The sequence below is a fragment of the Vallitalea sediminicola genome, assembly GCF_054408565.1.
Genome location: NZ_BTPT01000020.1, coordinates 59248 through 74958 on the forward strand (window position 1 = coordinate 59248; position 15711 = coordinate 74958).

A 15711-nucleotide genomic window follows, 5' to 3' on the forward strand; every position below is an offset into this window, starting at 1 on the left:
TAACAATATCTAATTTAATTAAGAATATTACACGTTTTGGGTTTAATATTATATCAATACTAGTATTGATATAATAAAATGTAATAAATTTTGAAAATTTACTTAATTAAATATTAAGTGAATTTGTTAGAAAATATCAAAATATAGAAAAATTTAAAATTTAATGTTGACTTTTAAGTTGTATTATGATTAAATAAATATGTAAAAAATTACAAATACTACAAAAAATGTGAATTAAGTAATAACTTGGGTTGGTTATAACAAAATGTAGTATTTATGCGAGAGGTAGGGTTCTAAAGAAGGGAGATAATAAATATTTTATAAAATTATATGTCTGAATAATCTAAAAAAACATTAAATTATAAATGGAATTCATGGAGGTATTTACAATGAAAAAAATAATATTAGCATTAAGTTTAGCCGTATTAATAGCAATATCGAGTTCTATCCCATTTATTAATAACAATATAGTCTATGCTTTTTCTACCAATCCCATAGAGGACATTGGAATTTTGATAGGTATAGATGAGGAAGAGATAAGTATTGAGAATCATCCCAAAGAACAAATAACAGAAAAAACTATAAAAGGAGTATGGAAAGCTGCCAATACTCAAGCAACTGTTACTTTTAAACCTAAAGGACCAAGTTCTGTATTGCAAGTAGCAGCTAATGTACTTGAAAAACTATTGCCTTTGATAGCTGATGCTTGTGAAGAATATAGCATTGAACATGGTGGAAAGACAGAGTATCTCAATTACATATCGCCAGACTTCAATGATGAAAAAGTTGACATTATAGCTTATGACCCATATTCAACAAAAGGTAGATATATAGGTGATATTGAATCAACTAATACAGATACGATTTTTCGTGTGAAAATATATCCTGAGTTTTCACCTAATAATCCAGTGGAGTATTCTCTAAAAAATCTTGAGAAAATAACTATACCAAGTAAAGCAACTATGGAGAATTTGATTCTTGAATTTTATTCTGCTGATAGTGATACACCTTTTGAAAAAGTTCTTCTTCCAGCAAATAAGGATAATAAGAACTATGGAATATGTTTAACAAAAACTAACTCAGAGAATTACACGTATTATCTAGCAAAAGAGAGAGAAGGGAAATTTAATTCTTTTATGGTAGATAAAATATTAGCACCATTATATACAGAAAGAGGTCATCTATGGAATAGTGAAGTAGATGATATATGGGATAATTTCGACCAAGAAGAGAGAGATTATTATGGACCACTTATTATTCAACATTCTAAGGTGGTAGATAAAGCTGATATAACAAGATCAAGATTTAATGAAGATTATACTTTAAGTCTGTGGCAAAATCCAAAATGGCTTTTACGAGGAAATACAATGTTCATCTATGGTAATAATTATTATTCAAATTTCAGCGAAAATACGGAAAAAATACTTGTTGATGAGAATGGTGAGGAAAAACCTAATCTAGGATTACATTTTAACGAGAACGGAAAAGCGTCTTATCAAATATACATTCCTAAAACAGGAACTTATGAATTAAGTTATATCTTCACACATAGTGATCCAGTTAATTTTACAGTTAGAAATTTAAATGATGGAGAAATTGTTTATAGTATGGAGACAGACAGTACAGAAGATGGACAACCTAATGTCAAAGTAAGTGTTCCAAGAGAAATTGACATAGATCAAGGGGTACTTAATATTGAGGTAGAGGGCAATAATTTTGATTATAAGTGCATGATTCTACAATATATTGGAAATAAAGAAGAAGAAAGAGCTGAATATCTTCAAATGTCTTATGATCTAATTAGCTCATATGTAGCAAATGCTATTGACTTAATGGATAGAAAGACTGCAAGTCAAGAAGAAATCGAATATGCTATTAACTCAGCTAACTATGTTAAAGAAAATATGATACTAGTTAAAAAACAGAGTTTATTAGATGCAGGTTACTTACCTGACGAATCTCTTATGGGGGATATAGATGTTAGAATACAAGATTTAGATAATAGAATAGAACAAGCTAATTCCCAATTGGAGAGTTATGGAAATGATATTATATTAGTTATAGAAGGGGAAGAACCTCACGAAAATATGACTAGTATGACAATTGACCAAGTAGGGGGAGTTGGAATTTTTACAAGTGATGATTTTGATGATGGAAGCTTTACTTTTGCTAGATATAAAGTAACAATTCCTAGGTCTGGTTATTATATGCCGAATTATTTTGTTGCTAATTTCAACGACTATTCACTTATAAACGTTGCAGATGAAAATGGTAGGACTTTTGATTCATTTGCAATTCGAAATACATGTGGTATCTGGACTTGGGAATTTGAGAAGCTAGAGGGAACAAGAGAATATTTTGATGCAGGTGATACTTATATTAATGTTTGTTGTACTAAAAATAGTTTTATATTAGATAAGATACAATTGGTATATGATGAAAATCAAGAATAATTATAGTTAAGATATATTGGGATGGCAGGTTATTACTGCCATCTCAATATGTATATTTAAAGCAACTTAATCAGATCTTCTAACTGCTCAGATAAAACCTTTGCAAGTTCAAAATCAGTGTCTTTTAAAGCCAATTCTATTTTGGTTTCAATTGATTTTTTCTTTTGTTCAATTTCTAGATAATCTTTATTAAAATGATTAGCATAAATCATTTTTCTGAATGTCCGCATACGCATTCTTCTAATTGTTTTATCATCAATGATTAAAACATAATCCATGCAATTTATTATAGAATAGTAATCATGAGAAATCATTATAATGGCACCGTTATAGTTTTTTATAGCTTCTTCAAGGGCTATTTGTGAATAGGTATCTAAATGACTTGTCGGTTCATCTAGAAGTAACATATTTGCTTTGCTAGCAGAAATTTTAGCCAATTGAAGTATATTCTTTTCTCCACCAGATAAAGATCCTATCTTTTGATCAACGATTTCTTCGTCAAAACCATAATTAGAAACATATGATTTGATTTCTTGATAAGTTTCAAATCCAGCGTCTAAGAATTCTTCAAGTATTGTATTTGATTCATTTAGTATTTCTCCTTGAAGCTGAGATAAATAAGCCACTTCAACGTCAGAATTTATTTCAATGGAATCTTGATTATTTTTAAAGATATCTCTGAGTAATGTGGTTTTTCCAGTACCATTTGAACCTATAAGAGCTACTTTATCAGTAGATTTGATTTCAAAGTTAACATTTTCTAAAAGTATCTCATCAAAGGCAACGCTGTAATCATTAACTTTTAAAGCAATGGTTTCTTCTATTTCATTATCAGTGGATAAATGGATCTCAGGTTGTTTAATATCCACGAATGGTGCTTTTATTCTACGTTTTTCTAATCTCTCTTGAATTTTAACTCTAGCTTTAAGAGATTTCCCTTTAGCAGCTTCAGCATTATTACTTGCAACAGATCTTAGTTTATTAATTAAGATTTCGTTCCTCTTAATCTCTTCATCATCGGCAATAGCAAGCTCTTGCAACTCAATTTTAGATTGAAGTAATGAGAAATTATAATCCATATATCTTCCATCAAACTCTTGGAGTTCCATATTTTCAAGATGCACAATTTTGTTGAAACAATGATTCAATAGATATCTGTTGTGGGTAATAACTAACATTATGTCTTTGTGAGAATTAATTAGATTCTTAAGAGAATTAAGGTTTTCAAAGTCTAAAAAAACATCTGGTTCATCCATAATCATTAAGTCAGGGCTATGAAGCATTTCCTTAATCACTTGGACAAGTTTGAATTCCCCACCGCTAAGTTCAGATATCATCAGGTCTTTATGCTTGATTAGGTTAGCAAGATGTAGTTTTTTATTAATTTTGCTTTCAAAATCATCGCCACCAATGGCGTCAAATGCATCTAAAGCTTGTTGGTATTTTTCTAGCAAATTATCAATATCCGAAGAAGTTTCCATTTCAGTACAAATGGATGTTATTTCTTTTTGTAGTTTAATAAATTCTTCTGCTATATATTCGTAAACGGTAGTTTCTTTCGTTTTGTCTAGTTGTGAGAACTGACTTACATACCCAAATCTACAATTGGGTTCTATCTCTAACTTACCATCAAACATATATTTTTCTGGATTCATAATTATATCTATCAGTGTACTTTTTCCACTACCACTTGTTCCTATAAAAGCGCAATGGTGACCGTCTTCCAATGTGAATGAAATATTATTATATAATTCTTTTTGGGGAAATGAGTAGGACAAGTTATCAACTTTTATCATATTATTACCTCTCTTTATCACTTTAAAAAAGCCTATAAAATTAAGCTCTTCAATATATAATCTTCATAATAACAATTTTTTATTGATTATTATGTAATAATGTCAATGTTTTTTGGATTCACAGTTGATAGCATACCATTTTTTACGACTAATATCAATCATTTCATATTAAAGCTTTTCGTGATAAAATGAATACTATGAGTTAAATATGATAAACAAAAATCTAAAAGAGGTAAATAAAATGATACAAGGAATATATGAACAACTAATAAACAAAGAAATTGAGAACAAGATAGCTCATCTGGAAAACTTGAATCAGGATTCACAGAAAAAGCCAATTGATGAAGCAGAGGCTGATTTAATATTATCAAAATACATAGAAGAAGTAGTACGCAAAGCATTGATATTCATTCGTGAAGACAATCGCAAAGAACGAAAAGACAAAAGAAATTTAGTCTATCAAATAGAATTATGTAATCGCTTGATACAATTACTATCTGAAAATCTTGATTTGGATACATTTAATAATTACAAAGTATCTAAAACATCAGAACTACTTTTATCTATTTATTCAACATTAAATACTGCATCCGCACTAAATGATAAATTATTACCAGTTCGCCCAGCTACTTCCATTGCAACCAGCTCTCTTTTTACAGGGTCTGTGAAAGAGCCAGATCTAGTATCTGAATTAAAAAAAGAGATTCAGTCTAGCGATGGTATTGATATGTTGATTTCATTTATTAAATGGAGTGGGTTAAGACTTATATTTGATGAGTTGAAGACATTTACTAAGGATACTAATAAAAAGGTGAGAATTATTACAACCTGTTACATGGGAGCTACAGATGCAGGAGCTATTGAGAAATTAGCCCAATTACCTAATGTGGAGATAAAAATATCCTATGAAACCAAGCGTACTAGATTGCACGCAAAGTCATATTTATTTCATCGAGATTCGGGATTCACAACTGCATATATTGGTTCATCAAACATGTCAAAAGTTGCAATGACAAGTGGGCTTGAATGGAATCTGAAAGTGAGTGAAAAGGATTCATTTGAAGTTGTTCGTAAGTTTCAAGCAACTTTTGAAAGTTATTGGAATAGCTATGATTTTGAATCATTCACATCAGGTAATGAAGCTAATCTAAATAAACTGAAATCTGCCATTTTAAAAGAACGTAGTGGGGATTATGATAATGATATGACCTCATCCATGACTTTTTTTGACATTCGTCCTTATGCCTATCAACAAGATATTCTTAATACTTTACAAGCTGAGCGTGAAATTTTTGGTAAGTATAAGAATCTCGTTGTTGCAGCAACAGGTGTTGGAAAAACTGTCATAGCTGCTTTTGACTTCAAACAGTTTTATAAAAAGAATCCTAATGCTAAATTGCTATTCGTTGCTCATCGTGAAGAAATATTAAAACAAGCAATGGATACATTTCGAGGCATATTGAAAGAGCCTGATTTTGGGGAGATGTTAACAGGTAATTATAAACCAAATTCATTAGATTATTTGTTTGTTACCATACAGTCATTTAATAGTCAAAAGTTAATGAATAAGACTACATCAGATTTTTATAACTTTATTATAGTGGATGAATTTCACCATAGTGCTTCCAATTCTTATGGGACTTTATTAAACTACTATGAGCCAAAGATTTTATTAGGTTTAACGGCTACACCAGAGCGTATGGATGGTAAGAATATATTAGAAGTCTTTGATGGTCGCATAGCTTCAGAGATGCGACTTCCTGAAGCAATTGACCATAAGTTGTTGTCACCATTTCATTATTTTTGTGTATCAGATGATATTGACTTATCGGGACTTAAGTGGACCAATGGAGGTTATCAGGTCAGTGAGCTTACCAATCTCTATAAAATCAATCATGAAAAACGTCTTCGTACTGTTTTAAATAGTATGGAGAGATACTTAACAGACTTCGAGGATTTAAAAGCACTTGGATTCTGCGTTAGTGTAGAACATGCAGAGTTCATGACAAAATCCTTTAATGATTATGGGATAGAAGCTATTTCAGTTACAGGTAAAACAGATAAAAACTTGCGTAGCCAAGCTAAAAACAAGTTGAAATCAGGGCAAATTAAAATAATATTTACTGTTGATGTTTACAATGAAGGTGTGGATATTCAAGAAGTGAATACTGTTTTATTTCTACGACCTACACAAAGTTTAACTGTTTTTTTACAACAGCTTGGTCGTGGTCTTAGACATGCTGAGAATAAAGAGTGTTTGACCGTATTGGATTATGTAGGAAGAGCTCATGAAAAATATAACTATGATGAACGCTTCAGAGCATTGATTCATAAATCGAAAAAATCTGTTAGAGACTCAATAGGAGACGAGGTTTTAAGTCTACCAAGAGGATGTCATATAAAAATGGAAAAGTTAGCTAAGGAATATATTCTTAGCAATATTCGTAATGCTATTATTAATAAAAGTGCTATTATTAGCAGGATAAGAACTTATCAGACAGAAACAAATCGCCCATTGACCCTAAGAAACTTTTTGAAATATCATGATATGAGCTTGATTGATTTCTATGGTAAGTCTGGAAATAGAAGCCTATATTCCTTAAAATGTCTTGCATTAAATAACACTATGGATTCAAGTTATGATATGACCATGGTTAAGAGATTCAAGAATTTGTTTTATATTGATAGTAAAAGATTGTTAAATATAGGTATCAAGTATTTTAGTGGTGATATGAAAGAAATTACAGATACTAAGGTTACAGCTATTTTTTACTATAGTTTCTATAATAAAACACCCGATAATGAAGGTTTTAACTCAATGAATGATGGTCTAGGTAAGATTCGTGAAAATAAGATGTTATGTGAAGAGATAATAGAGATTCTAACTTATCAATACGAACATATCAGTTTTGTAGATAACCATCAAAAGATGAATATTGATAGTCCTCTTGATGTGCATTGTACATATACTACAAATCAGATATTAGCAGGTATTGGATATTATAGTGAGTGGAAAATGCCTGCATTTAGAGAAGGAGTATTGCATATTAAAGAAAGCAATACAGATATATTTCTAATTACACTAAATAAAAGTGATAAGGATTTCTCAGAAGTAACCATGTATGAAGATTATCCAATTAACGAACACCGTTTTCACTGGCAAACACAGAATAAAACTGCTGAAACAACACCTACTGCACAACGTTATATCAACCATTTAAAAAATAATCATGATATTTTATTATTTGTTCGTGAATATAGAAATCGTGATGGTTTTGCTAGTCCGTTTATTTTCATGGGTAAGGCAAAATATGTTTCACATAGTGGATCAAAGCCAATGAGTTTTATTTGGGAATTGGAGTATGACATGCCAGCTAGATTCTTGGAGGAGAATTTGAATTTAGCTAATTAGAATTGAATATGAATTAGAAAGTAAGTATCGTTAGGTAGTACAAATATAATTTTAATCAAGGAGAAAACAATGAAGCGATGTTTTGGAAATAAAGAAGGACAAGAACTCTATGCTAAGTATCATGATGAAGAGTGGGGAGTTCCTGTTCATGATGATCAAAAGCTGTTTGAGTTTATCATATTAGAAGGTGCACAAGCCGGATTAAGCTGGTATACGATTTTAAAAAGAAGAGAGGGTTACCGTGAAGCCTTTAAAGGTTTTGATCCTGAATTAGTGGCCAAGATGACAGATGAGGAACTTGAAGATCTTCGCAGTAATGAAAAAATAATCCGCAACAAGCTGAAAATCTATGCAGCAAGAACCAATGCCATCGTTTTTCTTGCGATTCAGAAGGAATTTGGAAGTTTTGATACCTATTTATGGGCATACATGGATAACAAACCATTGGTCAACAATTTCTCATCGATGGCAGATGTTCCTGTAACTACGGATATAAGTGATAAGATAGCAAAGGATCTTAAAAAGCGTGGTATGAAATTTGTAGGATCAACCATTATATATGCTTACATGCAAGCGATTGGTATGGTGGATGACCATGGGGCTGATTGTTGGAAAAGACAAATCTAAGTTGACAAATCCAAACCAAAATGATATATTGTGTATACACAACAAACACAATATTGAAAGGGGTTTTATATTTGATAGCTTTAAAAGTTGAAAAATTAAACAAAAAATATGAAAAATTCCAACTCAAAGATATTTCTTTTAAATTAGAAAAAGGCTATATTATGGGATTCATCGGCAGTAATGGTGCGGGAAAAACAACAACACTTAAATCAATTTTGAATATGGTTCATAAAGATAGTGGTGAAATATCAATTTTGGGCATGAATTTTATTGAAAATGAAATTATATTAAAGCAGGATATTGGTTATATCTTCGGCGGTGTAGATTTCTATACAAAAAGTAGAGTTAAAAATGTAACCAATGTTATCAAGGGATTTTACACTAATTGGGACGAGGAATTATATACTTATTATCTTAAAAGGTTTAAACTAGATCCAGATAAAAAGATATCTGAATTGTCAGAAGGAATGAAGGTAAAATATTCATTGGCTATTGCACTATCCCATAATGCAAAATTATTTATCCTTGATGAACCGACTAGTGGACTAGATCCTGTAGCACGGGATAATATACTTGATTTATTTCAAGAATTAGTTGAGGATGGTGAGAGAAGTATACTATTCTCTACTCATATTACATCTGACTTAGAAAAATGTGCAGACTATATTACTTATATTAATAACGGTAAAATTGTTGCCAGTAAGACGAAAGATGATTTTATCAATTCATATAGGCTTATAAATGGTTCTGAAGATCAGTTAGATGATATAAAAAGAGATTTGATTTCTTATAAAGTAAATTCTTTTGGCTTTACGGGTTTAGTTAAAAGTGATAGATTTAGGGAAAATGATGGAGTACGTGTTAAAGCACCTAGCTTAGAAGACATTATGATATATTATGCGAAGAAGGAGGATGACGATGAAGAATTTACTGTTTAAAGACTTTAAATTGGGAATTAGTCCATTTTTCTATTTTTTGCCGGTGCTAACAGGTGCATTGATGCTTATACCAGGATGGCTATATTTCATTGTACTTATGTATTTTTGTTTTATAACCGTACCCAATATGTTCGCAACATATAAGGCTCAAAATGATCTCATGCTATCAATTATGATGCCTGTGACTAAAAAAGATATAGTTAAATCAAGAATGCTATCAGTAATTACATTAGAGTTACTCCATATTATAATTGCTGTTTTCTTTGCAATCATTAATAATAATCTATATAATAGCGCAAAATTTATTTTCCTAAAACCTAATATTGCGTTCTTTGGGCTTACATTCATCATGTTTGCATTGTTCAATATAATATTCTTTCCAATGTTCTATAAAACCGCCTATAAATATGGTGCCCCTGTGATTGTATCAGATGCTGCTATTATAATATTTGCATCGATAGTAGAACTACTTGCTCTGTTTAACCCAAGTATAAATATGTATCTAAAAGGACCAGATGCAAGTAGTATATATTTACAAGTGGGGATTCTTGGTGGAGGGATTTTAATATTTATCATATCAGCAATAATAGCATATAAAATATCAGTTAAGAGATTTGCTAAGGTAGATATATGATAAATATCGCTATATCTAATACATCTGATAAGCCTATCTACCAACAATTATTTGAACAAATTAGTTCACAGATTATTAAAGGTGATTTGAAAAGCAATTATAGCCTACCACCAATAAGAACAGCAGCAAAAGAATTACGAATTAGCATAATTACAGTCAAAAAAGCATGGGAAGCACTTGAACGAGAGGGATTTATTTATACTATTACTGGGCGTGGATGCTTTGTAGCAGAATTAACATCTAAAGAAATTAAAAATAAAAGAGATGAATTAACACATAAAAAAATGGCAAAAGATATTGAGTACTATAAGGAATTAGGTCTTACATTATCAGAGATAACTGAGTTGATTAAGGTACATTATTAATATAGAAAATTCAAGACTTCATTTATATCTATCCGCTTAATATAGGCGGATAGTTTTTTTGCTTTCATCAAAGATGGTAAAATAGATGGTGAATTAAATCTAGATCAATTCATGGTTGATAGCCTAGAAGAACGTGAAAAACAAATCTTTGACTTTATTATGAGTAAGGGGTGGTAGTATGATTATTGGATTAAAATCAGCCATTGCTATGTTAAAAAGAAAGAGTGGATGAACAAAATTCACAAAATAGTTTTTACTGGTTATATATGAGTACAGAAAATGTTATACTGGAAGAAATAGAAACAAATATACTTAGTGATTTCATAGCAAATGAAGGTATGAAAACGACAACTGCCTATAATGGAAGAGAAGCTAATGAGAAATTTAGAAGCTTCTCTCCTTCCCTTGTTATTCTGGATATAATGTTTCCTGATGATGATGGTATGGAGATTTGCAGGCGTATACGTAATGAATCATGTATCCAAAGGTATCTTCAAACCTTTAAAATTACCTAAAGATGTTAATGAACAAGCTATTTATATTAGCTATAATCGTATGGTAGAAGAATTTTAGTCAAGAGCCAAGTAGGTAAGGGAACTAAAATTAGTTTCACTATACCAGTTGTGTAATAAGATGAAAATATTCAGCAGCACTATACAACTAAAGGAAGGTAGAATTATGGCAGAGAAAGAAAAATATTTACCCTATTTAGCTGGTACGGGAATGGCTTTGATATTTGGATTTTCTTTTTTATTTACAAAAGAAGCACTATCTGAAATTGATCCATTTCATTTACTGGCTTTTAGATTTGGAATGGCAGTGATAGTACTATCAATTCTGAGAATAGCTAAAGTAATTAGAGTTGAATATAAAGGAAAAGCGATTCATAAATTGATAGTAATTGGATTGACACAGCCAGTAGCTTATTTCATATGTGAAATTTTTGGTATTAAGCTGACTAATTCTTCAGAAGCTGGAATGATGATAGCTCTGATACCTATTGTAGTAACAATATTAGCAATAATATTTTTAAAAGAATTTCCAAGCAAGATACAAATAATCTTTGTGGGATTATCCGTTATAGGAGCGATTTTTATTATTGTTATGAAGAGTGGTGAAATAGGCTCCAATATAATGGGGATGTTATTACTTTTATTAGCAGTCCTATTTGGTTCAATATTTAATGTATTATCACGAAAATATTCAGCGGACTTCAAACCAGTAGAATTGACCTATGCAATGATGTGGATTGGTGCAATAACTTTTAATGGAACTGCTGTAATACAACATTTAGTGAAAGGTGAAATATCCAATTATTTTGTTCCTCTAATGAATGTTAAAGTAGTTATAGCAGTATTTTATTTAGGAATACTATCTTCAGTCATAGCATTCTTTTTAATAAATTATACATTGGCAAAAATTGAAGCATCTAGAGCTGCTGTTTTTGCCAATCTATCAAGTGTTACATCAATAATTGCTGGAGTGTTAATAAGGAATGAACCATTTTACTGGTATCAGATTGTTGGAGCTGTTATGATTTTATCTGGAGTTTGGGGAACTAATTATTTTGGAGGTAAAAGGGATAGAAAGATGTGTCGGTAAAATAAAAGTATTGGCTAAACATATAGAAGAGAAATCTACATAAAGAGGAGCTTATCATGAATATTAAGGTGATGGTAGTTGAAGACAAAAAGGCTTTAAATCAAACTCTTGTAAAAATGTTGAAAAAGGAAAAATACGAAGCTGTTGGAGTTATGGATTTTCAAGAAGCAAAGTCAGTATATATGAGTATAAGTCCACATATAGTTTTGTTGGATGTGATGTTGCCAAATGGAAGTGGCTATGATTTGATTCCTTATCTTAGGGCTTATAATAATTGCCGGATTATAATGATATCTGCTTTAAATGATTCAAAAAGTAAGACCCAAGCTTATGAAAACGGAGCAGATGATTATATCTCAAAACCCTTTGATTTATATGAACTAATCTATAAATTGAATGCACTGAAAAAACGTATATTATCTGAATTAAAAGAATATGAGATTGGGGACATTTCATTTAATACAGAGACACACTATTTATCATGTAAAGGGAAATCTTTTGTTATTCAACCTAGCCAGATAAAGTTATTAAAAGTACTGGTTGAAAAAAAGGAAGAGGATAGTTACTTGAAACGAAATGAATTCGGTAGCTTTTTTAGTGAAGAAGTTAATGAAAATGTGCGAATGCAAACGTTGATTGCAAGGCTTAGAAAAAATATAACAGCAATTGGAAGTGAAGAAATCATAATAGAAACCTTCTATGGTAAAGGATATCAATTAGTTGTATGCCAACAGAGGGAAAATAAATGAGGCAGATAGGGAAGGTCTATAAAAAAATCGCATTTATTTTATTGCTTATGATTACTATTAATATAGGTGTTTTTTGGGTTTATAATACATTGAATACAAACGTTACACAGTATAGTGAATTAAAACAAAATACCCTTGATGTAGAAAATGTTAGGGATGATTCCATGCACGTATTATTGCTGACTCAAAAGAAGGAGTCAGTGTATACATTTAATGTGAAATCAGATAAAAAGCAACCAGTAACATTTGTTTATGAAGATAGTGAAAGTGGCTATATCATCAAGGTCAACAATCATGTTGAAAGACAAAATGTTGATAAATCAATGACTGGATATACTAAAGAGATTGCATATGGTGTTATACATATTGAATCGAACGATTATGTTGAACGGTCGGGTCATCAAGTGGTACAAGTTAGTATTAAAAACTATTCCAAAGCATTAAAGGACCCAATGATATTGTATAGTTCTAGAGAGGGTGTCCGTAAATATCTGGCTATTAGGAGTGGGTATAGTACGATTATGTTTGGTTTGTTTTTAATCATTTTAATAATTAGTGGGTTTATTTTCTTTAAAGACAGAGTTGTATATATGTTTGTAGTTATCCTTATTGGTTTAACATCTTTATATAAAAGTGTAGTGTCAGGAGAATTTGTATTAATTAGTAATCTAGTAGGTATTACAAGTTCTAATTTTCTCTTTATAGATAGATTAACAAGTGCTATAAACTATATTTTGTATCAAAGTTTAGTGTATAGACTTTTTGATTTTAAAATAAAAAAAAGATATTTATTTATCTATAGTGCTGTCTATTTGGTTTTAGTGAAAAGTTTTATTACTGATAGGTCAATGATTTTTTATGTATTAGGTGCTATAGTTATTTTTTCAATGAAAATTATGGGCTATGTTAAAAGAAAACCTCATGCTATGATTTTAATTATTACTTATAGCGTTTTTTCAGGATTCAATATGTGTAATATCGCTTTGGTAGCTAATATAATAAAACAAGGTTTTATTTCATCAATTGTTCTTGGACCGCAAATTGGTAGTATTATTTATGTGTTAGGATTTTTAGTATCTGTTTTTTTCGTATATGTCAATAAGATGAAACTATTAGAAAAGAAACATAAAGAAATCGAAAAGCTTGATTTGATAAGAGGTATAAGTCATGATCTACGCTTACCTTTATCTGTAGCTAAACTCAATTATCAGATGATAGAAAACTATGAGATGAGTAGTGAGGAACGAAAAGAATATATGGATGCAAGTATGGGTGCATTATTGGAATTAGAAAAAATGACAGATAATCTTAATTACTATATTAATGCAGAACGGTTTGATCAGATTAACCATAAAGCTAGCATTCAAGAGAGTATTAAGAAGATTGAGAAATATTATCGTCTACAGCATAAAGATGATTTGACATTTAGTGTTGATTGTGGTTTGGAAGATTATTATCTACCCATTATACCAATGCTATTAGATAGACTTCTGTACAATCTAGTCGATAATGCCTTTAAATACAATAAGAAAAATGGCGAAGTGACAATTCGTTATGAACTCAATAAAGAAGTGGTGATATCAGTTGAAGATACGGGAATCGGTATGGATAAAGATAAACAAGAATTGATATTTGATGCATTTTATCGAATTGATAATAATCGGTCCATAGATGGCTTAGGTCTTGGCCTTGGTGTTGTGAAAGAGATTGTTAATGGGCTAGAAGGAAAAATTGAAGTAGTTAGTCAAAAAAACATTGGTACTAAAATTAAATTGTATTTTCCTATAAAAAAATAGCAATGGATGTTGAACTTACACAATTATCTAACTATTATATATAAATAAAAAAGGATTAAATCTTACCAAATGGTAAGCTTTAATCCTTTTTTTGCTAAAAAATGCTAATATATCATATATGACAACAGCTATTATATAGATTAATAGTTAACTAATTAAGCATATATTAATGAATTTAGATATTAATGGAATCTTTCACAATCTTTTTGTGGGAAAAATAAATTCCATTAGATTAGGAGTGTGCCATGAAAAAAATATTTTTTATAATGTCAGTAGTATTATCAATAGTACTAATTTCTTCAGTGGTAAGCGTTGAAAAGATATACGCAATAGATTTTTCAAGCGTAAATCTTAGAGATACAAACGTTTCAGTAGCATATGACGGAAATGCTTCTATAACCATTGAAAGAACAGGAGATACTTCAAATATCGTGACTGTATATTATAGAACAATCAATGGTTCTGGGATTGGTGGTACACACTTCACTGCAAAAACTGGAAGTGCTGTCTTCAATAGTGGAGAAATAAGCAAAAATATAACCATTGATACACTGGCATTCAACACTTGGGAAAAAGAGAATCGGTTTTTCTATGTTGAAATATATAAGATAGAAGGCAATGCAGTAAAAGATATTGATAGAGATGTTTGTAAAGTATTGATTAGTCATACTGATAGCATAACCATGAATGGATTGAATTCTTGGCATATTTTGTATAAAGACTCTAATAGGCATCATTATGAAAGTAATAGCAGTTATACAACACCCATCCAAAGTATGAGTAGTTACAGTTATTGGAAGGAAATGGGAAGTTCAATTAAAGCGAAATTTAGAGCTGACATTGGAACGAATGCATCAAATGTCAGACTAAATATTTTAGCATCAAATGCTTCAAATGGGAGTGCTTCTGTTGGAGCTTCTAATTATTATGGATCTGAAGATGGCTGGTATGAATCTGGTGAATATAATGTTACAGCATATAATTATATTTATGGAAAAGGTGATGTGGAAAATGCAGAAGGATTAGGCGGTGATGATGGCGATATAGATTATGGAGAAGTTCAGATATATTTTACGGATACTATCGCACCTAACCTACAATCATTTCACGTAGTTGGAAATACCTCAGAACCCTATTCCGATGGTGATGAACTATACATATCTGCTAAATTTAGTGAAATAGTTAATGTAAGCGGTGGCGTACCTCAACTACCTATTAGATTTGCTGATGATTCAGTAGCTTATGCCAATTATATAGATGGTACTGGGACAGATACATTGACATTTAGTCTTACTATTCCTAAGGAAAAAACTTCCACTGGTTTATATATATATAAACC

At 30.5% G+C, this 15711-nt stretch carries 12 protein-coding genes; 11 read left to right on the forward strand and 1 reads right to left on the reverse strand.

The window, feature by feature from the left end; all coding sequences use genetic code 11:
* Positions 1 to 389 precede the first annotated feature (389 nt).
* On the forward strand, positions 390 to 2453 hold the full coding sequence (locus ACX6CF_RS09415) for a hypothetical protein (protein WP_458785073.1): 2064 nt from the start codon (positions 390 to 392) through the stop codon (positions 2451 to 2453).
* A gap of 56 nt (positions 2454 to 2509) precedes the next feature.
* Here ACX6CF_RS09415 and ACX6CF_RS09420 read toward each other — a convergent pair whose 3' ends face one another.
* Complete coding sequence (locus tag ACX6CF_RS09420) at positions 2510 to 4249, reverse strand: ABC-F family ATP-binding cassette domain-containing protein (protein WP_458785074.1); 1740 nt, start codon at positions 4247 to 4249, stop codon at positions 2510 to 2512.
* Positions 4250 to 4490: 241 nt separating this feature from the next.
* Between ACX6CF_RS09420 and ACX6CF_RS09425 the strand changes: the two genes are divergently transcribed.
* The 10 genes from ACX6CF_RS09425 to ACX6CF_RS09470 all read left to right on the forward strand — a co-directional run.
* Positions 4491 to 7661: a DEAD/DEAH box helicase gene (locus tag ACX6CF_RS09425; protein WP_458785075.1), complete on the forward strand. Its 3171-nt coding sequence runs from the start codon at positions 4491 to 4493 to the stop codon at positions 7659 to 7661.
* Between the two features lie 69 nt (positions 7662 to 7730).
* Positions 7731 to 8288 (forward strand): DNA-3-methyladenine glycosylase I, encoded by a 558-nt coding sequence (locus ACX6CF_RS09430; protein ID WP_458785076.1) that lies wholly within the window; start codon positions 7731 to 7733, stop codon positions 8286 to 8288.
* A 71-nt stretch (positions 8289 to 8359) separates the two neighbouring features.
* A complete protein-coding gene (locus tag ACX6CF_RS09435; RefSeq protein WP_458785077.1) occupies positions 8360 to 9226 on the forward strand; it encodes an ABC transporter ATP-binding protein in 867 nt (288 codons plus the stop codon).
* Complete coding sequence (locus ACX6CF_RS09440; RefSeq protein ID WP_458785078.1) at positions 9207 to 9860, forward strand: ABC-2 transporter permease; 654 nt, start codon at positions 9207 to 9209, stop codon at positions 9858 to 9860. Before ACX6CF_RS09435 ends, ACX6CF_RS09440 begins: the two co-directional genes overlap by 20 nt.
* Positions 9857 to 10225, forward strand: a complete 369-nt coding sequence (locus tag ACX6CF_RS09445; protein WP_458785079.1) for a GntR family transcriptional regulator — start codon at positions 9857 to 9859, stop codon at positions 10223 to 10225. Before ACX6CF_RS09440 ends, ACX6CF_RS09445 begins: the two co-directional genes overlap by 4 nt.
* 224 nt (positions 10226 to 10449) lie before the next feature.
* The gene (locus tag ACX6CF_RS09450) at positions 10450 to 10740 is read left to right on the forward strand and encodes a response regulator (protein ID WP_458785080.1); all 291 of its coding nucleotides are present in this window, start codon (positions 10450 to 10452) and stop codon (positions 10738 to 10740) included.
* Between the two features lie 163 nt (positions 10741 to 10903).
* Positions 10904 to 11827, forward strand: coding sequence for a DMT family transporter (locus tag ACX6CF_RS09455; protein ID WP_458785081.1), 924 nt, complete (start codon positions 10904 to 10906; stop codon positions 11825 to 11827).
* A gap of 56 nt (positions 11828 to 11883) precedes the next feature.
* On the forward strand, positions 11884 to 12576 hold the full coding sequence (locus ACX6CF_RS09460) for a response regulator transcription factor (RefSeq protein WP_458785082.1): 693 nt from the start codon (positions 11884 to 11886) through the stop codon (positions 12574 to 12576).
* The gene (locus ACX6CF_RS09465; RefSeq protein WP_458785083.1) at positions 12573 to 14372 is read left to right on the forward strand and encodes a sensor histidine kinase; all 1800 of its coding nucleotides are present in this window, start codon (positions 12573 to 12575) and stop codon (positions 14370 to 14372) included. The genes ACX6CF_RS09460 and ACX6CF_RS09465 overlap by 4 nt, the downstream gene beginning before the upstream one ends.
* 245 nt (positions 14373 to 14617) lie before the next feature.
* The coding region (locus ACX6CF_RS09470; RefSeq protein WP_458785084.1) for a Calx-beta domain-containing protein at positions 14618 to 15711 on the forward strand (1094 nt) is incomplete at its 3' end.

Excerpts from the sequence above, each read along its gene's own strand:
- ACX6CF_RS09415 (WP_458785073.1), top strand. The coding sequence starts at position 390 with ATGAAAAAAATAATATTAGCATTAAGTTTAGCCGTATTAATAGCAATA.
- ACX6CF_RS09420 (WP_458785074.1), bottom strand. The coding sequence starts at position 4,249 with ATGATAAAAGTTGATAACTTGTCCTACTCATTTCCCCAAAAAGAATTA.
- ACX6CF_RS09425 (WP_458785075.1), top strand. The coding sequence starts at position 4,491 with ATGATACAAGGAATATATGAACAACTAATAAACAAAGAAATTGAGAAC.
- ACX6CF_RS09430 (WP_458785076.1), top strand. The coding sequence starts at position 7,731 with ATGAAGCGATGTTTTGGAAATAAAGAAGGACAAGAACTCTATGCTAAG.
- ACX6CF_RS09440 (WP_458785078.1), top strand. The coding sequence starts at position 9,207 with ATGAAGAATTTACTGTTTAAAGACTTTAAATTGGGAATTAGTCCATTT.
- ACX6CF_RS09445 (WP_458785079.1), top strand. The coding sequence starts at position 9,857 with ATGATAAATATCGCTATATCTAATACATCTGATAAGCCTATCTACCAA.
- ACX6CF_RS09455 (WP_458785081.1), top strand. The coding sequence starts at position 10,904 with ATGGCAGAGAAAGAAAAATATTTACCCTATTTAGCTGGTACGGGAATG.
- ACX6CF_RS09460 (WP_458785082.1), top strand. The coding sequence starts at position 11,884 with ATGAATATTAAGGTGATGGTAGTTGAAGACAAAAAGGCTTTAAATCAA.
- ACX6CF_RS09465 (WP_458785083.1), top strand. The coding sequence starts at position 12,573 with ATGAGGCAGATAGGGAAGGTCTATAAAAAAATCGCATTTATTTTATTG.